We start from the raw sequence: 19,063 nt of genomic DNA, 5'->3' as shown, positions 1-19,063 counted from the left end.
TTGTTTGTCCGTTATTTTTCCCTCAGGAGTGAGCGTTGACCTTGAAGAGCCCAGTGAAAAAGACTGTCCTGTCTTTGGCAATGATCGTGCCGCTCGCGCTGAGTGCCTGCGGCTCCAGCGATGATGCAGCGGAGGATTCTACGGGCAGTAGCGCTGCGGCTTCTTCGGGGAAGGCGGGCGCGACTTCGTCAAGCGCAGCTCCCTCCTCGGAGCAGGCTTCATCTTCCGAACAGGCGCCTGCCGGCGCTGACTCGGAAGATGCGCAGGCGTTGGCTAATGGCGAAACCCCGCTGGGAAATGTCCCCGTGGTCAAGCCAGTGGAAGGCGGCCAGGCTGCTTCTCAAGCGGACGTTGACGCAATCAACGGTCTCGTTCGCGGTCTCTATGAGACAACTACCTTGCGCCAGTTTTTCCAGTACATGCCTGACCATGCTTGCCAGGCTGTACGCAATGCCAATAACGGCGAGCTAGCCAACATGGATTACAACCAAGTCCCCGACGTGCCTATGGATTCCCTGAAGTCCGGTATGGCTGCTGAGGGACAAGACACCTCCGGCCTCGAGGGCTTCGATTGGAATGCCACGGGGGTTGACTCCGTCAATGATGTCCTTGTCAACGGGGACGATGCCTCGGCCACCATCAACGTCAACACCAATAACGGCGTTGATAGCTCCACCATGCGCTTTAAGCGTGAGGATGGAAACTGGACTTTCTGTGGCGAGTACTAGTCCTTTGGGCTGGAAACTACCGCGTATTTCCCGCAGCATTGGCTACTGTGCGGGTGTGCTGGCGCTGTCGCTGTGTGCATTTTCTGCCGTCGGCGCAGTGTGGGGTCTGCTGCGCCCGGAACTGACTGGTCACGCAGCCAAAGGCGGCGGATACGTGCTGGACACGGTGGACAACGTTGAGTTCACCTCCTTTATTACCTTCACGCTCATCACTGGTGCGATGGCCATGGTCTTGGCGTTAGTCACCTATGTCAGGGCTCCGCGGCTGCACAGCGCTGCGATGATTTACTGGCTGGGAGTAGTGGCGCTCGCTGCCACCGCCGCTTTCTATGTACTAGGCGGAGTCACAGCTACCCATGCGCCTGCGGATCCCGGAGAAGTCGTGCATTTCGTCCCTACGTTTAGTCCCGGAGTGGCATGGGTCGTGGCGCCATTCCTGGCGATGTTTAGCTACTGGTCTGCACTGTTTATAAACAGGGAAACTGAAGAAGTAGCGCCTAGATAGGTTTTAAGGCCACTTCACGGGAGATGACCCCACCGTATTGCGCGCGATGTCATCGACGCCATGCAGAATGGCCCGCAGGGCGCGGCCGAGCGTTAGCCGGAGCTCGGAATCGGTCAGACCCCCAGAAGTGATGGCTGCGTAGTCCAGACGGACTTGAAGGCCATCGGCGTTAATATGACAAAACGCAGAAGCCGAGTAATTGCCGCGGTTCCAGTCGTTGCAGATGAGAAAGACCCGCAGGAACTCCTTCTCCTCGATATTAGGATCCCAATGGCCCTTGATAAGCAGGCTGGGACCGTTGTCTAAGGCAAAGGCGAAAAGGATGTCGTTGATCCAAGTGTAGATTGCCTGCTCACTGGCGATGTGAAACCGAGATATTCCCAGCGCCGGCAGGGCTTCCATCAGACGGTCGAGGTCTACGGCGCTGGGGTGCTCGCCTGGTTCTTCCCCCTCCTCCGGTGAGGCAGGGGCGGGCACGCGGGCGATTTCTGGGAAGGCCTCAAAAAGAGCCTCTAGATAAGACTGGGCATTGAAAATAGCCGGCAGGAGGGCGGCTTCTATCTGCTGAGTGGTGGGTGCGTCCTCCACAAGGAAGAAAGTATGACCCCACAGCTGTACCGACTCGGGGGAGCCGTAATCGAGGATGAGCGTCGGCGAGAGACAGTCATGGTTCCACGCGTTGACAAACTGCGCAAGGCGGGAGACATCCCCAAACTGGAGGTGAGCCGTATGCCGAGTGAAGAAGCGAAGAAGGGGATCCCCGCGGGTATCCATGCTCAGACGTGTCTCCCCCTGGTGCGGATGGGGAAACAACAACTCCCGTGATTCCACGCGAATGCACTCTAGCTCGGCGCGCCTAGCGCACTCGTAGACGCGGCTAATGAGGCCCGCGTCGGCAGCATGCTCGCCGGCCTCCGGATTAAACCCTTGCATCGCGTCACATCCTTCCCAGTTTGCTTCAACTTAGCAGGGAAAAGCGCTATTCTTGCGTGGTGCCGAGTCTATAGGCATGCCCCTGCCCCGCGCTGTGAAATTCATATCGGTATATTGGTCATGTTATAGATTGCACGGATTCTCTCCACGCCTGCGGCAAAGGGCAGTGGAAGAGCCTAAACATTTGTCACTGTCACTAAGGAGCCCGAATGCTTCAGACCATCGACCTTCGAGGGAAAGAACTCAGTACATCGCAGCTGCGCCGCGTTTTGCCACGCGGTGGCACCGATGTCGCTTCAGTCTTGGACAAGGTTGCACCGATGGTTCATCATGTACGCGAGGAGGGGGCAGCGGCGGCCCTCGACTACGGTGAGCAATTTGATGGTGTACGGCCCGCCCAATTGAAGGTCAGCCCAGAAGCACTGGAAAAGGCTGCGGCCGAGCTGGATCCGGCGGTGCGCGAGGCAATTGAGGAATCCATCGCCCGCGTGCGCAAGGTACACGCTGAGCAGAAGCCCGCGCGCCACACCACCGAGTTGGCACCGGGTGCGCAGGTCACGGAAGTATTCTTGCCCATAGACAGGGTCGGTCTCTATGTTCCTGGGGGCAAGGCTGTTTATCCTTCCTCGGTAATTATGAATACCGTGCCAGCGCAAGAAGCCGGCGTTACTAGCCTGGTCGTGGCTTCGCCACCGCAGAAAGAGTTCGGCGGATTGCCTCACCCAACGGTGCTGGCTACCTGCTACATCCTCGGCGTCGATGAGGTGTGGGCAGTAGGCGGCGCACAGGCAATCGCGCTGTTGGCCTATGGAGACGATTCCGCCGCTCTTGAACCGGTGGACATCATCACTGGTCCCGGCAACATCTTTGTCACTGCCGCCAAGCGCCTCGTTCGCGGAATCGTGGGCACAGATGCAGAGGCAGGACCCACGGAGATCGCCATTCTTGGGGATAAGACGGCCGACCCAATATACGTGGCTTATGATCTTATTTCCCAAGCAGAGCACGATCCTATGGCCGCAAGCGTGCTCATTACGGATTCGCCAGAGTTGGCAGAGCAGGTACGCCTAGAGGTCGAGGCACGCTATACCGCCACGCTAAATGCGGAGCGCGCCGCGCAGGCCCTGCGTGGCCAGCAGTCTGGCATCGTCTTGGTCGATGACATGGAGGCTGGCATCGCCGTCGCCAATGCTTATGCGGCTGAGCACTTGGAGATCCAGACTGCACAGGCGCGGGCTGATGCCGAAAAGATCACCCACGCGGGAGCAATCTTCGTGGGTGAATTCTCACCCGTGCCTCTGGGGGACTACTCCGCGGGCTCAAATCACGTGCTGCCTACCTCCGGGACGGCGCGCTTTTCCGCAGGTCTTTCCACCCACACGTTCTTGCGCCCGGTCAATATCATTGACTACGACCGCGCCGCCTTGGGCGAAATCGCTGATAAGGTTATCGCCTTTGCCAATGCAGAACAGTTGCCTGCACACGGAGAATCCATCCGCGCCCGGTTCGAAGAGGAGAAGTAAATGGTATCCATCAACGATCTACCTTTGCGCGAGGAATTGCGCGGTGAATCTGCCTATGGGGCGCCGCAATTGCACGTGGCCTACCAGCTCAACACCAACGAGAACCCTTACCCGCCCTCGCAAGCGCTTATCGATGATCTCGTCAACGAGGTGCGCGAGCTTGCACCGCAGCTCAACCGCTATCCAGAGCGAGACGCGGTAGAGCTGCGCGAGGCGCTGGCGGAGTATGTTTCGCGTCAGACCGGCGTGGTGGTCAGCCGCGAACAGGTGTGGGCAGCCAACGGCTCCAACGAGGTTCTCCAGCAACTTCTGCAGGCTTTCGGAGGCCCAGGCAGAAGTGTCCTAGGATTTACGCCTTCCTATTCCATGCACCCCATCCTCGCCGCAGGCACCCAAACTCGTTTCATTGAGTGCCCGCGTGGCGCGGACTTCCGCATCGATATAGAGGCAGCTCTGTCTGCCGTGGCACGCCACGAGCCCAACATTGTTTTTATTACGACCCCGAATAACCCAACTGGGGATGTAACCCCTTTGGAGGACGTCGAAAAGCTCGTGCAGGCTGCGCCTGGAATCGTCATCGTCGATGAAGCATATGCGGAGTTCTCACCCTCTCCTTCGGCGACAACTCTGCTGGAGAAGTACCCCACCAAGCTGGTGGTTTCGCGGACGATGTCCAAGGCCTTTGATTTTGCCGGTGGACGCTTGGGCTACTTCGTGGCAGATCCCGCCTTCGTTGAAGCCGTAATGCTCGTGCGCCTGCCTTATCACCTTTCCGTGCTCTCCCAAGCTGCGGCGCGGGTTGCGCTGCGCCACAGTGAGGATACGCTCGCAACGGTGGCTAAACTCGCCGCAGAGCGAGACCGAGTCGTCGCCAAGTTGAACAAGATCGGCTTCGAGGTCGTGCCGAGTGAATCTAACTTCGTATTCTTTGGCAAGTTCAAGGATCAGCATTCCGCATGGGAGGCCTTCCTAGACAACGAGGTGCTCATCAGGGATGTGGGCGTCACGGGTTATCTGCGTGCCACCATTGGGCTTCCCCAAGAAAACGATGCCTTCCTTAATGCCGCCGAAAAGCTGGCGGCTACAGTACTAGTAAAGCCATAGAAGGAGCGCACATGAGCAACCGCATTGCAACCTCGCAGCGAGTGACGAGCGAGTCTCGCATCGAAGTCGAGATCAATCTTGACGGCACCGGAAAGTCCGAAATCTCTACCGGCCTGCCTTTTTTCAATCACATGCTCACAGCCTTTGCCACCCACGGCTCTTTCGATCTGCGGGTGAGTGCAGAGGGAGACACGGAGATCGATGCCCACCACACAGTGGAGGACACGGCAATTGTCCTCGGCCGTGCTTTTTTGGAAGCTCTGCAGGATAAGGCCGGGATCCGTCGTTTCGGATCGCAGCTTTTGCCCATGGATGAAACCCTGGTGGAGGCAGTCGTTGACATCTCCGGGCGGCCTTATTTTGTCATGAATGGGGAGCCGGAGAACATGCAGTGGCAGATTATAGGCGGGCACTACGCAACCGTCATCAACCGTCACTTCTTCGAGACCTTCGCTGCGCATTCTGAGGTAACGCTGCACCTCAACGTGCGTTATGGGCGCGATCCGCACCATATTACTGAGGCGGAGTACAAGGCCATTGCCCGTGCGCTGCGCCAAGCTAGCGAATCGGACCCCCGCGTCACAGGAATTCCCTCTACCAAGGGTGCGTTGTAATTTATGAATGTCATGATCCTGATCCTGTTTTTGCTTGCAGGACTACTGGTAGGGGGAACCTATTCCGCCTACCAGGCTGGATCGCGGTTCTTCAGCATCGTGGCCGGCCTGCTAGCTGTTGTTAGCTTGGCGGCGGCGCTGGTGTGGATGGTAGGAAAAATGAACTGGTAGGAGGACATAGCGCGGTGACCCACAACGCCCCCAACGTCTGGAAAGTTCCTGGCTATACGGAAACAATGGTAGCTATCGCGGCGGCCTTTGGCGCATGGTCAATCCTCCTTCCTGTCGTTCCTCTCGCTGTCCTTGACGCGGGGGGTAGCGCCTCTCTTGCAGGCGGGACCACTGGGGTGTTCATGGCGGCAACAGTCATCACTCAGATCTTGACCCCGCGCATGCTGCGTTCTTTCGGGTATAGGCCAGTCATGATGGCGGCGTCGTTCATGCTAGGGGTGCCTGCCTTCGGGCACCTTTTGGGCGAAGAAGCCTGGGTGACCCTGACTTTTTCTGCGCTGCGCGGGATTGGCTTCGGCGCGCTAACTGTCGCGCAGTCTGCACTCGTGGCAGAGCTTGCCCCCGTTGGCTTGCGAGGAAAGGCAACCGGCATGATAGGCGTGTTCGTGGGGCTTGCGCAGACTCTATTCTTGCCGCTCGGTTTGGCCATGTCTGATTGGTGGGGCTATTCCAGCGTCTATATTGCAGCCGCTGCAATAGGGCTTTTGGCCGTGGCAATGTGTATTCGCCTTCCACGCATTAAGGCACAGCGAGTGCAGCCTGGCGTGACAGCGCTCCCGCAGGTGCCTACGTGGAAACTGGTCGCCGTACCCGCCTTGGCACTGACCACTGTATCCATTAGCTACGGAGCCATCTCTGCCTTCCTCTCGCCAGCTGTGCGGGAGATCGATCCCCGCACGGGTGCGACTTTGGGCGGAATCCTGCTCTCGCTCGTGGGGGCAGCCAGCTTAGTATGCCGCTACCTCGCGGGGGTATTTGCGGATCGGGTCGGCATGGCCGGGCGTCTGTATATCCCAGCCCAGATAGCGGCCTTCGCTGCAGTGGCCCTCATAGCATTGGTCCTGCACCAACAGTGGTCGGTGTGGTGGATAGTCCTAGGCGTAGTTATTTTCGGCGGCGCTTTCGGGATAGCCCAAAACGAAGCTCTGCTCTCTATGTTTGAAAGGCTCCCGCGCGAGCGTGTCTCAGAGGCTTCGGCCATCTGGAATGTGTTCTTCGATTCGGGAACCGGAATCGGATCCACCGTCTTGGGCGCCATGGTCGTGGCTGTGACCTATAGCGGGGCCTTCGGCGTTGGGGCAGTTATTTTGCTGCTCGGTGTGGCGATGAGCTGCGCAGACTTCATGCTCGGGCGTTCCCGCGTGAGTGAAGTCGATGACATTAAAACAAGACTCAGAAGGATGCGTAAGGTATAGCCCATGACTTCGAAGAAGACGGTTGCGTTATTGGACTACGGTGCCGGAAACTTGCGTTCGGCCCAAAGAGCATTGGAACGCGTAGGCGCGGACGTGGCCGTGACCTCGGATCCGCATGTGGCGGTCAACGCGGATGGACTGCTGGTTCCCGGTGTCGGAGCCTTCGCCTCGTGCATGGCGGGTCTGCGGGCGGCGCAAGGACCGCGCATCATTGGGCAGCGCCTCGCAGGTGGGCGCCCTGTGATGGGCATCTGCGTGGGAATGCAGGTGCTTTTTGAGGAGGGCAATGAGCATGGGGTAGAAACTGCGGGCTGTGGTGAGTGGCCTGGGCGCATTGAGCGCCTGCACGCAGACATCCTTCCTCACATGGGGTGGAACACCGTTGATGTGCCAATGGGCAGCGAGATGTTCGCCGGGCTAAGTGAGCAGGAGCGCTTTTACTTTGTGCACTCTTATGGTGCACGCAGCTGGGATCTGGTGACGGATATAACCATTCCGCCGCTGGTTACCTGGGCGGAGCACGGTGGAGATAGGTTCGTGGCAGCCGTAGAAAACGGTGCGCTCTGGGCTACACAGTTCCACCCTGAGAAGTCGGGGGATGCGGGAGCTACCCTGCTGGAAAACTGGATGAAGACCCTCTAGGTAGGATGTGACCCATGACCTTTACTTTGTTGCCGGCTGTCGACGTCGTCGATGGCCACGCCGTGCGCCTAGATCAGGGCGAGGCTGGAACCGAGAAATCCTACGGAGCCCCTCTTGAGGCTGCACTGAAATGGCAGGCGGACGGGGCGCAGTGGCTCCACTTCGTCGACCTCGATGCGGCTTTTAACCGCGGATCCAACCATGAGTTGATGGCGGAAATTACCAAGAAACTTCACATCGATGTCGAACTGACCGGCGGCATCAGGGATGATGAGTCGCTTCTCCGCGCTCTCGGAACGGGCGCGCGCCGAGTCAATATCGGCACCGCCGCGCTCGAAAAGCCAGACTGGATTGCGCGGGTCTTGGGGGAGTACGGCGATAAGATCGCGGTCGATCTCGCTGTGCGCTACATCGATGGTCAGTGGCGCACCCGTGGTAATGGCTGGGTGTCTGATGGCGGTGACCTGTGGGAGGTCCTCGAAAGGCTGGATTCAGCCGGTTGCCAGCGCTTTGTCGTCACGGATGTATCTAAAGATGGAACGCTGACGGGGCCGAATGTTGAACTGCTGCGCGAGGTCGCCATGGCCACGCAGGCAAGTGTGACGGCCTCGGGCGGAATCTCCACTTTGGATGACGTACGCGAGCTCGCGGTCTATCAGAACCAGGGAATTGATTCCGCCATAATCGGCAAAGCTCTTTATGAATCGCGCTTTACTCTCGGAGAGGCGCTGACGGCAGTGGCTGAGGTCGAGCCCCTGCCTGCTGAGGAACCCATCGATCTCGAGGAGCTCTAACTCATGAATGATCCACGGGAGCTAGTGGCGTTGGCGGAGTCTGCCGTGGATCATGTGGCGGACTTGTTCGTCGCTGGGCTGGGCGCACCGCCCGCGGTATTCAAGGGTGAGACGGACTTCGCCACCGAAGTTGACTTGCGCATTGAGAAAGAACTGCGGGCGACGTTGACCCAGTTGACTGGAATAGGCGTCTATGGGGAGGAGTCCGGCGGTACTTTGAGCGATACCATCTGGGTCGTGGACCCAATCGATGGCACAGCTAACTACTCAGCGGGAAGCCCGCTGTGCGGGATTCTAGTATCGCTGGTGCACGAGGCACGACCTGTTGCTGCGGTGGCGGACTTTCCACTCTTGCGCCGCCGCCTCGTTTCTGCTGAAGGTGGAACCTTTCGGAGTTTCGGTGGGGCACACCCGTCTGATGTGGTGGGCCAGGCCGCGCCAGGATCAGCCACCCCGGGCCACGGCTTTGTGGGGTGCTCTTCTTATCTCGCCACGGAGATTTTTCATGGTCTGCGTGTCACCGGCTTGCGCCCGCGCATGACAGGCTCCGTTGGACTGGATAATGCCTTCGTGGCACAGGGCGTATTCGATGGCACCGTGAACTTTTCCCCTCACGCATGGGACAATGCCGCAGGGGCCTTGCTTGTCAAAGCCGCAGGCGGGGTAGTCACGGACGCAAGTGGTGAAGAGTGGAATGCCTATTCCACGAGTTTCGTGGCTGGCACGCCAAGAACCCATGAGACCATCCTCGACGTTATTTCGCAGCATTCTCCTTAAACAATCTGCTTGAGCCCTGCACAGCAGAAGCCGCGTGCGAGGTGAGGATACTGAGTCTTAGGCTTTTCTATATTTGCAGTACATCTATTTTTTAAAAAGGAGTCCGCGATGGCATTAGCAGTGAGGGTCATTCCCTGCCTCGACGTCGATAACGGAAGGGTAGTCAAGGGAATCAACTTCGAGAACCTGCGTGACGCCGGAGATCCCGTAGAGCTTGCCGCGCGTTACGACGCCCTCGGTGCAGACGAGCTCACGTTCCTCGATGTATCCGCTTCCAAAGACGGACGCGGCACCATGCTCGAGGTGGTACGCCGAACCGCCGATCAGGTATTCATCCCCCTGACAGTTGGTGGCGGCATTCGCTCCGTCGAGGATGTTCGTGAGCTCCTGCGCGCCGGCGCGGACAAGGTCTCAGTAAACTCATCGGCGATAGCGCGCCCTGAGCTCCTACGGGAATTGGCGGACGTTTTTGGTTCGCAGTGCATCGTGCTCTCCGTCGACGCCCGGCGTGTGGCGGAGCCAAATGAGGACCATCCTTCTGGGTTTGAGGTCACCACCCATGGTGGCACCCGCTCGGCAGGGCTTGACGCTGTGGCGTGGGCTGCCCGCGGCGCGGAGCTAGGAGTGGGGGAGATACTCCTCAACTCCATGGACGGTGATGGCACTCGGGAAGGCTTCGATATCGAACTCATCGAGGCTGTACGTGCAGCGGTTGATGTGCCGGTCATTGCCTCGGGCGGTGCAGGCAAAGCAGCAGACTTCCCACCCGCAGTGGCCGCCGGGGCCGACGCAGTACTGGCAGCCTCCATTTTCCACTTTGGAGATGTAGCAATCTCCGAGGTTAAGGATGAACTGGCACGGGCTGGACACGAAGTTCGGCGATAGTTAGGCCAAAAGCTAGGCAGCGTATTAGCGCGCTGCGGATTCTTGGGAAACAGTGATTGAAAGTGACGAGGACAGCAATGAAAGATAGCCCCTCTGCCAACCCGGCAGACTACGAGCTCAGCGAAGATATCGCAGCCCTTCTCAAGCGCAACGATGCTGGCCTGGTACCTGCAATCGTGCAGTCAGAGGAGGGAGAGGTGCTCATGATGGCGTGGATGGATGATCACGCCTTGGCCTATACTCTTGCCTCGAAAAAGGGAACCTACTTTTCTCGGTCGCGCCGTGCCTACTGGATCAAGGGCGAAACTTCCGGCCATACCCAGCAGGTGCTCGATGTTCGCCTTGACTGCGACGGGGACACCATCTTGCTGAAAGTGCGTCAAAAGGGCGGGGCGTGCCACACCGGTGACCGCACCTGTTTCGATGCGAAGGATCTGATGGGGGAAGAGTTAAATGGGTAGGCGCGTAGGCCCGCTTCTTATCGCCCTTGGCTCCATCTTGCTGTGGTTTTCCTCCCGCTCCACGTGGGTTCTGGCGTTAAGCCAGGACGATAAATCTGGAACGGTCGAAAGCGCTATCCTCGGATCCTCATGGTCCATTGAGCTCATGGCTCTCACCTTGGTCTTGCTCGCTGGAGCCGTGGCAGGAATTGCACTGCGGCGAATCGCGCGCCGAGTCGTGGCAGGCATCTGCGCCCTTGCTGCAGCCGCAGCCGCGTGGAGTCCGGTCAGTCTGCTGACCTATGGCCCCGACCCAGCCAAGGCACAGCGCGTGCTGCAAGGCGCAGCCGCCAACAAGACGGCCGTCGACACCGCACATATCTCCGAGTGGGCCATGGTCACCGCCGTGGAAGTGGGCAAGCTGGGGCCGATCCTAGCAGTCATCGCGGCTGCATTGGCTCTTTTTGGAGCCGTACTTCTTATCATGCGCCCAGGTGCGGATAAGCCGCGCTCGAGTAAATATGAGACCCCAGCTAGCCGGCAGGCGAAGTTGGCGGAGGAGCTTGAGACTTCAGCTGATTCCGGGCGGGTCATGTGGGAGGCTCTCGACGCCGACATCGACCCGACGGATGTTTCTTCTTCCTCTGCAGACGGCGCGGGGGAGAGTCCCACTCAGCACGAGCGACGAGACAAAGCTGAATAGCATCTAACCTCCCGCGGGGTGCTTTCCACCCCCTAGCGGGGGGCAGGTGCCCGGAGCGGAGATTTCCTTCTAGCGGCATGATCACGCTAGCCTAAATGTGATCTTTATCGCCCCTCGAAGGGAGGTGCTGATGCCCACTCCAATTGCAGTCGATCACCTTGTGGCAGGTGTGCTTGAAGATGTCGCTGCGCGGGAAGCGCAGGTTTCTTTCCAAGAAGTCAAGGCCCGCTCGCGGGATATGGAACCGCCGCGCGATGCTTTCGCCGCTCTGATGCGCAATGGCTGTTCTGTGGTCACGGAGTTAAAACGCGCGGTGCCTTATGCCGGGGAGATAACCCAGTTGAGCTCACCGGATTCGGTGGCGCAGTTGGCACAAAGCCTGGAAGCCGCGGGCGTTCATATGATGGCATGCCAGACTGATCGCCGCCGCTTTCATGGTTCTTTGGAAGACATGCGTGCCGCGCGCGCCGCCATAGAAATCCCCATGATGTCCCGCGACATCATTGTTGATCCCTATCAGATCCACGAGGCGCGTTGCTACGGCGCGGATGCCATCCCCCTACAGGTGGAGCTACTTGAGCAGGTGCGTTTAGAGGCTTTGCTGGATCGTATCGAATCGCTAGGGATGACAGCGATTCTGGAGGTCCGCAATTGTGCGGAAGTAGATCGGGTCATCAAAGCAGGAGGCAGTGTCGTCGCCGTTAACGCGTGGTCTTTGACTTCGGATGCGATAGACAGGTTTGCTTTCTCCGAGATTGTGCCGGGCCTTCCGGAGTCCATGCTGCGCATCGCAATTGGCGGAGTAAACGTCCCCCGTAATGTTTTGTCCTATGCCTCGCATGGCGCAGATGCCGTTCTCGTGGGTGAGGCCGTCATGACGGCCAAGGACCCCGTGGCGTTGGCACGCTCACTGGTTGCCGCGGGCCAACACCCCGCGTGTCCTTCGCGCAAACGTTCCTGATTGCTCAGCTGCTCTTTTACAGGCGGTTTCTGTGCTTTCTCCAGCCCAGCCCGTTCGCTGGGGAGATGAGGGGGGGTAATCTCGGTATTCTCCTGCAGGGTAGTGCACACTAGTTGTCGTGCACACTCAGATTCTTGCCAATATCCCGTCGCCGCCCCAAGGGGTGTGGCATCTTGGACCTCTACCCATTCGCGCCTACGCACTTTGCATCATTCTGGGCATAGTGGTGGCCATGTGGCTGACGTATCGGCGCTATACCGAGCGTGGGGGCAACCCTGATACGGTATGGGACGCCGTTATCGTCATTATCCCTGCTGGAATCATTGGCGGGCGCGTCTATCATGTGGCAACCGATTACGATAAGTACTTCTGTGCGGACTGCAATCCCGTGGATGTCCTAAAGATCACCAATGGCGGCCTAGGCATCTGGGGTGCGGTCGCTTTGGGGGTCCTCGCCATTTGGGTGATGTTTAAGGTCAAGAAAGTGCCAATGGCTCCTTTCGCTGACGCCGTTGCTCCTGGGCTGATCCTCGCGCAGGCCATAGGGCGGCTGGGAAACTGGTTTAATCAAGAGCTCTATGGGCGAGAGACTACCGTCCCCTGGGCGCTCGACATTTACTATCGCGTTGATGCTTCGGGGGCCTTTGCGCCCGTGTCAGGGCGTTCAACGGGCGAGGTCATAGCGAGCGTGCACCCCACCTTCCTCTATGAGTTGGTGTGGAACGTGGCCGTCTGCCTGTTCCTCATCTGGGCACAAAAGGCATGGAAGCTTGGTCACGGGCGGGTATTCGCCTTATACGTTGCCTCCTATACCTTGGGCCGTTTCTTCGTGGAAAACATGCGCAGTGACGAGGCGACACACATATTCGGCCTGCGCATTAACGTCGTGATGTCGGTGATTCTCTTTGTCATTGCGGTTATCGTTTTCTTCCGCCTTGGCAAAGGACAGGAGAGCGCCCAGGAAGTTGATCCGCGTTTCTTTGCAGCGAAGCAAGAGAAAGAAGACGGAGATTCGCTCACTATCGGCGGGGGACAAGGAGGCTCTGTGGCGAAGCAAACAGCAGAGTCGGATGAATCACACAGCGGAAAAGATCGCTGAGTAAGACGCGCCGGCGATTTCCAGTTATGCCCGGTCATATCCGGAAAATGTCCGTTCTATTTTTGCTTTTGGTCGCTGAGAGTTAGCCTCAAAGACAATAGAGAAAGGGCTTGGCAGTGGCCGGGAATTACTAACGCGGGTACTTTGGGAGGCGTCAAAAGTTCCCCGACGAAGAGGCCTTTCAATGCTGGATAGAAGAACAAAAATCGTCTGTACGCTCGGCCCAGCCGTAGCTAGCGAGGATGCAATTCTGCGTCTTGTCCAAGACGGCATGGACGTCGCCCGACTCAACATGTCTCACGGCGTCCCCGAAGATCATGAGAAGAACTACCACTGGGTCCGCAACGCGACCGACAAAACCGGGCGCGCGGTCGGCATATTGGCCGACCTGCAAGGACCGAAGATTCGTCTCGGCACCTTTATCAACGGTGAAGAGCAGTGGAAGAACGGCGAGATCGTTCGCATCACGGTCGATGATATCGATGGCACCCACGACCGCGTTTCCACAACCTACAAGGGCCTGGCCAAGGATGCCCGCCCCGGCGATCGCCTCCTTATTGATGACGGCAAGGTTGCCATTGTCTGTACTTCGGTAGAAGGCAATGACGTTGTCTGCGAAGTAGTTGAGGGTGGTCCAGTATCGGATCACAAGGGTGTCTCCCTGCCAGGCATGGACATCTCGGTGCCGGCCCTGTCTGAGAAGGACATCAAGGACTTGCGCTTTGCGCTTCGCTTGGGCGTCGATTTCATCGCGCTGTCCTTCGTACGCTCGCCTGCCGACGTGGACTTGGTCCACGCCATCATGGACGAGGAAGGCCGCCGCCTCCCAGTCATCGCTAAGCTCGAGAAGCCAGAGGCAGTCGATGCACTAGAGTCCATCGTTCTTGCTTTCGATGCCATCATGATTGCCCGCGGTGACTTGGGCGTCGAGGTTCCGCTTGAGCAGGTTCCGCTGTTCCAGAAGCGCGCCATCCAGATCGCTCGCGAGAACGCCAAGCCCGTCATCGTGGCTACCCAGATGCTTGATTCGATGATTAGTAACCTGCGCCCGACCCGCGCTGAAGCCTCTGACGTAGCTAACGCCGTCCTCGACGGCGCAGATGCAGTCATGCTCTCCGGCGAGACTTCCGTGGGTATCGATCCCCAAAACGTCGTTCGCACGATGAGCCGCATCGTACAAAGCGCCGAGGCCGATGGAACCGTGCCCCCGCTCAAGCACGTGCCGCGCACCAAGCGAGGAGTTATCTCCTACTCCGCACGCGACATCGCAGAGCGGCTCAACGCCAAAGCCATCGTTGCCTTCACCACCTCTGGTGATACCGCAAAGCGAGTGGCGCGTTTGCACTCCACTCTGCCGCTGCTGGTATTTACCCCGAACCAAGAGGTACGCTCACAGCTCGCTTTGACCTGGGGTGCACAAACCTTCTTAAGCCCCAAGGTTAAGAGCACCGATGAGATGATGGAGGCCATCGACGAGGCATTGCTCGAGATGGACGCCTACGAGGAAGATGATCTCGTGGTTGTTGTTGCTGGTACGCCTCCAGGAATCTCCGGTAACACCAACATGATCCAGTGCCACCTGCTCGGTGAGAACAAGAAGCGCGCAAACAACGCTTAAGTTCTTATGACCTGCCTAGCGGTACTCGCCAGGCAGGTCATAGACGCAAAGGATCTAAAAAGAGCCACGGCACTGCCGCGGCTCTTTCTTTTTATTTAACGCTGGAGGCGAGTTGGCTTAATCTTCCAGACTTCGTTGGCATAGTCGGCGATGGTTCGGTCTGCCGAGAAGCGGCCCGATTCGCAGATATTGGCCCAGCACATCTTGGCCCAGTGCTCAGGGCGGTCAACGTAGTCCCGTGCCATCTGGTCACGCGTTTGGCGGTAGGAGGCAAAATCGCCGAGGACGTACCAGGTGTCCTGGGCGTAAACACCATAGCCATCGACCAAGGAGGAGCGGAGGTCACCGAAGAGCCCGCGGGTTTCATCCCCGAGCGTCCCATCGGTCAAAGCATCTAGGACGCGAGAGAGCCCAGGCACCTCTGCCACGAGCTTGCCTGGATCGTATGTCTCGCGCAGGGTGGGGATCTCCTCATTCCTCGCGCCAAAGATATAGGCGTTTTCTTCTCCTGCGGCCTCCACAATCTCAATGTTGGCGCCGTCGAGCGTACCTAGCGTGAGAGCACCGTTCATCATGAACTTCATGTTGGAGGTTCCCGAGGCTTCTTTGCCTGCCAACGAAATCTGCTCGGAGACGTCGGCGGCGGGAATGATGTGCTCCGCGGGGGAAACGTTGTAGTTCTCAACAAAGATGACGCGGATGATGCCGTTGGTATCAGGATCATTGTTGACCAGGTCTGCCACCGAGTTGATAAACTTGATGATCTCCTTAGCACGAACGTATCCGGGTGCGGCCTTTGCGCCAAAGATGAAGGTGCGCTTGGGTACGTCCTCGCCGTCTTCCTTGATGCGGAAGTAGAGGTCCAGGATGTAGAGCGCGTTCATGAGCTGGCGCTTGTATTCGTGCAGGCGCTTGATCTGGACGTCGAAGATTGAATCTGGATCGACCTCAGCGCCCTGGTGCTGCTTAATCCATTGCGCAAAGTCACGCTTGTTTGCGGCCTTGATATCCATGAGCTCTGTGAGCACCGCAGAATCCTCACCGAAGTGACGCAGCTCCTTGAGCTGTGAAAGGTGAGTAACCCAGTCATTCGATCCGCTCAGCTTGGTGAGTAGTGCGGAAAGACGCGGGTTGCACATCCTCAACCAGCGGCGTGGAGTGACGCCATTGGTCTTATTATTGAACTTCTCCGGCCACAGCTGGTACCAGTCCTTCAGCGTCTCAGCCTTGATGATCTCAGTGTGGATGGCGGCGACACCGTTGATGGAAAAGGCGGCATAACAGGCGATCCAGGCCATGTGCACCTGGCCACCGGAGACAGGCGCCATGTAGTCGATCCGAGCTTGGTCGAGGCCGCGTTCTGCCATGTCGATACGGAAGCGGCGATCAATTTCCTCAATGAGTTCCCAGATGCGCCAGAACAGTTTCTGGAAAATGGAGATCTCCCAAGACTCCAGCGCCTCGGCCAAGACCGTGTGGTTGGTATATGCAAAGGTTTCGGTGACGACTTTCCAGGCGTCATCCCAGCTCATGGCGTGGTGGTCGAGCAGGATGCGCATCAACTCTGGAATGGCGAGCACGGGGTGCGTGTCATTGAGCTGAATGCTGTTATAACGGGCAAAGCCGCTCAAGTCTCCGCCGTGTTGGGCGATGTAGTTGTCCACCATGGCTTGTAGGGAAGCCGAGACGAAGAAGTACTGTTGGCGTACTCGCAGGACTTTTCCCTCGTAGGTCGTGTCATTGGGGTAGAGGACGCGGCAGATGTCCATAACGCGCTCGCGTTCGACAATGGCATCAGTAAAGCGCTGGGAATTGAAGGCGTCGTAGTCGAATTCGTTGATGGGCTCGGACTTCCACAGCCGCAGTGTGCCTACGTTGTCGGTGCCATAGCCGGTGATAGGCATGTCATAGGGGATGGCGCGGACATCTATGTCATCGAAGTGGACGCGGCGTTGCTCGGAGGCTCTGCGGATGACGAAGGAATAGCCATTTTCCATCCAAGAATCCGGCTCTTCCTTTTGGAAGCCGTTCTCAAATGTTTGGCGGAAGAGTCCGTAGCGATAAAGCAGACCATAGCCGGTAACAGGAAAATCTTGGGTCACGGCGGAGTCAAGGAAGCAGGCGGCAAGGCGCCCGAGGCCGCCATTTCCCAGCGCTGCGTCATGCTCGGCATCGAGGACATCACTCAGCTCGTGCCCGGCCGCGGCGGCGGCAACTTTGGCATCTTCCACGAGGTCCAAGTTGGTTAAGTTGTTGAGTAGGGCGCGGCCTTGGAGAAACTCGGCGGAAAAATAGTGCTGCTGGCGCGTGGCGGCGTAGGTAGCGCGCGTGGCTTCCCAGTTATCTGCAATATGGTCGATGACTCCCGCGGAAATACCGGACCAAAACTTCAGGTCAGTGGCGCGCTGCGGACTGACTCCGGCCGCTGCGCGCACGTGTGCGGGAACTGCGGATTCGAATGCGGAATGCTGTGGTTTACTCATCGATGTACCTTCTGTCTGGCAGGGGGGGCGAGTAGCGAGAGATGTGCTTTGCGAGACTCCGCCAGTTTATCCGCATTGGCCAGTCCCCGCAGGCCCGCACGAGCCCTACCAAGCTCGCGCCTGCGTCCTAGCGGGACAGATAAGTTAGCACCGCGGCAGCAGCTGCCTTCGTAGACGCCGCAACGGTTGGCTTGTAGTCAGGCAGGAAAGTCGGCTGGTGGTTGACCGGAGGGTCATCGAGTTGCTCAGCGGGAGTGGAGCCGATGAACCAGAAGTAATAGGGCACGTTCCATGCCTGTGGCAGGTAGCAGAAGTCCTCCGAGGCGGTGGAGGGTTCGGCATCGACCGATTCTGCGCCAAAGGTGGCGTCGAAGACCTCGCGAATGGCGACATCGGCCGCTGGGTCGTTATCGGTGACTTCGCCGTGGGCGAAGTACTCAAAGGTGGGTTCTGCCGGGCTTCCCGAAGCCGCGCATTCCGCTTTCACCATTCGCTCTAGGGAGGCATAGACTCGTTCTGCCAGGGCTGGGTCGTAGAAACGCGTGTTGAGCACGAGTTCAGCGGTTTCGGGGATGATGTTGTTCTTGTCGCCGGAGTGGATCTCGCCTACGGAGATGACGAAGAACTCTTGCGGCGCGACCTCGCGGCCGACGATTGCCTGCAAGCGAATGACAATCATCGCAGCGATATAAGTGGGATCGATGGAGTTATGCGGCATTGATGCGTGAGCGGACTTACCGAAAATTCGGATGCGCAGGGAGTCGCAGCCGGCCATGATGGGTCCCGGCTTGCTGCACACTTGGCCGGCTGGGCCGGGCATAATGTGTTGGCCCAGACATAGGTCGGGGGCAGGAACCAGAGCAGTCAGTTCGTCGGCAAGCATAAACTTGGCGCCCATTGATGATTCCTCCGCCGGCTGGAAAAGCGCCAGGAAGGTTCCGGTCCAGTGCTCGCGCCCTTCGTCGAGAAGCGCGCACGCCCCCAGCAACGCGGTGGTGTGCATATCGTGGCCACAGGCGTGCATATTCCCGTCGGTCGCGGCATAGGAAACGTGGGTCTCCTCGGCCACGGGGAGGCCGTCGAAGTCGGCGCGGAAAAGGACCGTGGGTCCCGGCCCATTGCGGAAGATAGCGACTATGCCGAAGCCGCCGATGCCGTCCACGATCTCAGCGTCCATGAGGGAAAGCCGCTCAAGAATCTTGGCCGCGGTGCGTTCCTCGGTGTGGGAGAGCTCCGGGTGCATATGCAGGTCTTGGTAGAAATCTTCTTGCCAAGACAGGTCGGGCGCGCCGGGCCCGAAGACTGCGGAGAGATGTGGGGAAAGTGACATAGCCTTAATCCTTTTCATTTGGGTAGGGTTGCCTACATGCCGACTATTCAATTTGATGTATTGGTCCCCGATGCGCAGGCGGATCGGGTCTCAGAAATCTTCAGTGCCGCAACAAGTGAACTGGTGAGCAAGGGATCGCTCCACAGCGCTGACGTTACCCGCGTTAATGTGGACGCGTTTCCAACGGGGCTCGAAGAGCAACTGCGCCAGACTTACCGTGACGAACACGAAGAGCGTGACCTCGACGGCGCACATGTCTATCGCTATGACATCGCCGTCGACGGCGTAACGGGCTCGGTCAATCAGCTGGCCATGGTGCTCTCCAGGCTGCTGACCCCGCACGCTGTACTGCCCAAGGACCACGTTCTATTGGAGGACGAGGTTGCTCACGAACGGCCGGCGATCTTCCCCTGGTCCATCAACATCAAACCAGAGTAGACACCAAAAACGCAGGCGCTCGCAGCGCTTAAAGGCCTAAAACCTACGGGGAAACCTAC

At 58.4% G+C, this 19,063-nt stretch carries 20 protein-coding genes; 17 read left to right on the top strand and 3 right to left on the bottom strand.

What is annotated here, in order from left to right; translation table 11 throughout:
- The first annotated feature begins 35 nt into the window (after positions 1–35).
- A complete protein-coding gene (locus tag F4V60_RS07895; RefSeq protein WP_075730087.1) occupies positions 36–728 on the top strand; it encodes a hypothetical protein in 693 nt (230 codons plus the stop codon).
- A complete protein-coding gene (locus F4V60_RS07890; protein ID WP_232315906.1) occupies positions 715–1,233 on the top strand; it encodes a hypothetical protein in 519 nt (172 codons plus the stop codon). The genes F4V60_RS07895 and F4V60_RS07890 overlap by 14 nt, the downstream gene beginning before the upstream one ends.
- Positions 1,234–1,236: 3 nt before the next feature.
- Here F4V60_RS07890 and F4V60_RS07885 read toward each other — a convergent pair whose 3' ends face one another.
- Entirely contained in the window at positions 1,237–2,166 is a 930-nt protein-coding gene (locus F4V60_RS07885) for a YbjN domain-containing protein (protein WP_075730085.1), read from the bottom strand.
- A 209-nt stretch (positions 2,167–2,375) separates the two neighbouring features.
- On the opposite strand from F4V60_RS07885, the gene hisD reads away from it, so the two are divergent.
- The 14 genes from hisD to pyk all read left to right on the top strand — a co-directional run bounded on the left by hisD (position 2,376) and on the right by pyk (position 14,753).
- Positions 2,376–3,689, top strand: a complete 1,314-nt coding sequence (gene hisD, locus F4V60_RS07880) for a histidinol dehydrogenase (protein ID WP_075730084.1) — start codon at positions 2,376–2,378, stop codon at positions 3,687–3,689.
- Complete coding sequence (locus F4V60_RS07875) at positions 3,690–4,793, top strand: histidinol-phosphate transaminase (protein WP_075730083.1); 1,104 nt, start codon at positions 3,690–3,692, stop codon at positions 4,791–4,793.
- Between the two features lie 11 nt (positions 4,794–4,804).
- Positions 4,805–5,407 carry an imidazoleglycerol-phosphate dehydratase HisB gene (gene hisB, locus F4V60_RS07870; RefSeq protein WP_075730082.1) on the top strand — a complete coding sequence of 201 codons (603 nt, stop codon included), beginning with the start codon at positions 4,805–4,807 and terminating at the stop codon, positions 5,405–5,407.
- A gap of 3 nt (positions 5,408–5,410) precedes the next feature.
- Complete coding sequence (locus F4V60_RS12530; RefSeq protein WP_170216827.1) at positions 5,411–5,578, top strand: hypothetical protein; 168 nt, start codon at positions 5,411–5,413, stop codon at positions 5,576–5,578.
- Positions 5,579–5,643: 65 nt separating this feature from the next.
- Positions 5,644–6,834: an MFS transporter gene (locus tag F4V60_RS07865; protein ID WP_141255901.1), complete on the top strand. Its 1,191-nt coding sequence runs from the start codon at positions 5,644–5,646 to the stop codon at positions 6,832–6,834.
- A 3-nt stretch (positions 6,835–6,837) separates the two neighbouring features.
- Positions 6,838–7,476, top strand: a complete 639-nt coding sequence (hisH, locus tag F4V60_RS07860) for an imidazole glycerol phosphate synthase subunit HisH (protein ID WP_075730081.1) — start codon at positions 6,838–6,840, stop codon at positions 7,474–7,476.
- Positions 7,477–7,490: 14 nt separating this feature from the next.
- The gene (gene priA, locus F4V60_RS07855) at positions 7,491–8,270 is read left to right on the top strand and encodes a bifunctional 1-(5-phosphoribosyl)-5-((5-phosphoribosylamino)methylideneamino)imidazole-4-carboxamide isomerase/phosphoribosylanthranilate isomerase PriA (RefSeq protein ID WP_075730080.1); all 780 of its coding nucleotides are present in this window, start codon (positions 7,491–7,493) and stop codon (positions 8,268–8,270) included.
- Between the two features lie 3 nt (positions 8,271–8,273).
- The gene (locus F4V60_RS07850) at positions 8,274–9,047 is read left to right on the top strand and encodes an inositol monophosphatase family protein (protein ID WP_075730079.1); all 774 of its coding nucleotides are present in this window, start codon (positions 8,274–8,276) and stop codon (positions 9,045–9,047) included.
- A 108-nt stretch (positions 9,048–9,155) separates the two neighbouring features.
- The gene (hisF, locus tag F4V60_RS07845; protein ID WP_075730078.1) at positions 9,156–9,932 is read left to right on the top strand and encodes an imidazole glycerol phosphate synthase subunit HisF; all 777 of its coding nucleotides are present in this window, start codon (positions 9,156–9,158) and stop codon (positions 9,930–9,932) included.
- Positions 9,933–10,009: 77 nt separating this feature from the next.
- Positions 10,010–10,393, top strand: a complete 384-nt coding sequence (hisI, locus tag F4V60_RS07840) for a phosphoribosyl-AMP cyclohydrolase (protein ID WP_075730077.1) — start codon at positions 10,010–10,012, stop codon at positions 10,391–10,393.
- Positions 10,386–11,075 carry a TIGR02234 family membrane protein gene (locus tag F4V60_RS07835; RefSeq protein WP_075730076.1) on the top strand — a complete coding sequence of 230 codons (690 nt, stop codon included), beginning with the start codon at positions 10,386–10,388 and terminating at the stop codon, positions 11,073–11,075. The genes hisI and F4V60_RS07835 overlap by 8 nt, the downstream gene beginning before the upstream one ends.
- Positions 11,076–11,205: 130 nt before the next feature.
- Positions 11,206–12,036: an indole-3-glycerol phosphate synthase TrpC gene (locus F4V60_RS07830; RefSeq protein WP_075730075.1), complete on the top strand. Its 831-nt coding sequence runs from the start codon at positions 11,206–11,208 to the stop codon at positions 12,034–12,036.
- A gap of 118 nt (positions 12,037–12,154) precedes the next feature.
- A complete protein-coding gene (lgt, locus tag F4V60_RS07825) occupies positions 12,155–13,135 on the top strand; it encodes a prolipoprotein diacylglyceryl transferase (protein ID WP_075730074.1) in 981 nt (326 codons plus the stop codon).
- 187 nt (positions 13,136–13,322) lie between these two features.
- Positions 13,323–14,753: a pyruvate kinase gene (gene pyk / locus F4V60_RS07820; protein ID WP_075731199.1), complete on the top strand. Its 1,431-nt coding sequence runs from the start codon at positions 13,323–13,325 to the stop codon at positions 14,751–14,753.
- Between the two features lie 95 nt (positions 14,754–14,848).
- Here pyk and F4V60_RS07815 read toward each other — a convergent pair whose 3' ends face one another.
- Complete coding sequence (locus tag F4V60_RS07815) at positions 14,849–17,236, bottom strand: glycogen/starch/alpha-glucan phosphorylase (RefSeq protein WP_075730073.1); 2,388 nt, start codon at positions 17,234–17,236, stop codon at positions 14,849–14,851.
- Between the two features lie 127 nt (positions 17,237–17,363).
- Positions 17,364–18,566 carry an amidohydrolase gene (locus F4V60_RS07810; RefSeq protein WP_075730072.1) on the bottom strand — a complete coding sequence of 401 codons (1,203 nt, stop codon included), beginning with the start codon at positions 18,564–18,566 and terminating at the stop codon, positions 17,364–17,366.
- A gap of 36 nt (positions 18,567–18,602) precedes the next feature.
- Here F4V60_RS07810 and F4V60_RS07805 point away from each other — a divergent pair, with 36 nt between their 5' ends.
- Positions 18,603–19,004, top strand: a complete 402-nt coding sequence (locus F4V60_RS07805; RefSeq protein ID WP_075730071.1) for a hypothetical protein — start codon at positions 18,603–18,605, stop codon at positions 19,002–19,004.
- The last annotated feature ends 59 nt before the right edge of the window (positions 19,005–19,063 follow it).

It is taken from the genome of Corynebacterium flavescens, assembly GCF_008693105.1.
Classification (GTDB): domain Bacteria; phylum Actinomycetota; class Actinomycetes; order Mycobacteriales; family Mycobacteriaceae; genus Corynebacterium; species Corynebacterium flavescens.
This window is presented reverse-complemented; position numbering and strand designations above follow the sequence as displayed.

Excerpts from the sequence above, each read along its gene's own strand:
- F4V60_RS07885 (WP_075730085.1), bottom strand. The coding sequence starts at position 2,166 with ATGCAAGGGTTTAATCCGGAGGCCGGCGAGCATGCTGCCGACGCGGGC.
- hisD (WP_075730084.1), top strand. The coding sequence starts at position 2,376 with ATGCTTCAGACCATCGACCTTCGAGGGAAAGAACTCAGTACATCGCAG.
- F4V60_RS07875 (WP_075730083.1), top strand. The coding sequence starts at position 3,690 with ATGGTATCCATCAACGATCTACCTTTGCGCGAGGAATTGCGCGGTGAA.
- hisB (WP_075730082.1), top strand. The coding sequence starts at position 4,805 with ATGAGCAACCGCATTGCAACCTCGCAGCGAGTGACGAGCGAGTCTCGC.
- F4V60_RS12530 (WP_170216827.1), top strand. The coding sequence starts at position 5,411 with ATGAATGTCATGATCCTGATCCTGTTTTTGCTTGCAGGACTACTGGTA.
- F4V60_RS07865 (WP_141255901.1), top strand. The coding sequence starts at position 5,644 with ATGGTAGCTATCGCGGCGGCCTTTGGCGCATGGTCAATCCTCCTTCCT.
- hisH (WP_075730081.1), top strand. The coding sequence starts at position 6,838 with ATGACTTCGAAGAAGACGGTTGCGTTATTGGACTACGGTGCCGGAAAC.
- priA (WP_075730080.1), top strand. The coding sequence starts at position 7,491 with ATGACCTTTACTTTGTTGCCGGCTGTCGACGTCGTCGATGGCCACGCC.
- F4V60_RS07850 (WP_075730079.1), top strand. The coding sequence starts at position 8,274 with ATGAATGATCCACGGGAGCTAGTGGCGTTGGCGGAGTCTGCCGTGGAT.
- hisF (WP_075730078.1), top strand. The coding sequence starts at position 9,156 with ATGGCATTAGCAGTGAGGGTCATTCCCTGCCTCGACGTCGATAACGGA.
- hisI (WP_075730077.1), top strand. The coding sequence starts at position 10,010 with ATGAAAGATAGCCCCTCTGCCAACCCGGCAGACTACGAGCTCAGCGAA.
- F4V60_RS07835 (WP_075730076.1), top strand. The coding sequence starts at position 10,386 with ATGGGTAGGCGCGTAGGCCCGCTTCTTATCGCCCTTGGCTCCATCTTG.
- F4V60_RS07830 (WP_075730075.1), top strand. The coding sequence starts at position 11,206 with ATGCCCACTCCAATTGCAGTCGATCACCTTGTGGCAGGTGTGCTTGAA.
- F4V60_RS07815 (WP_075730073.1), bottom strand. The coding sequence starts at position 17,236 with ATGAGTAAACCACAGCATTCCGCATTCGAATCCGCAGTTCCCGCACAC.
- F4V60_RS07810 (WP_075730072.1), bottom strand. The coding sequence starts at position 18,566 with ATGTCACTTTCCCCACATCTCTCCGCAGTCTTCGGGCCCGGCGCGCCC.
- F4V60_RS07805 (WP_075730071.1), top strand. The coding sequence starts at position 18,603 with ATGCCGACTATTCAATTTGATGTATTGGTCCCCGATGCGCAGGCGGAT.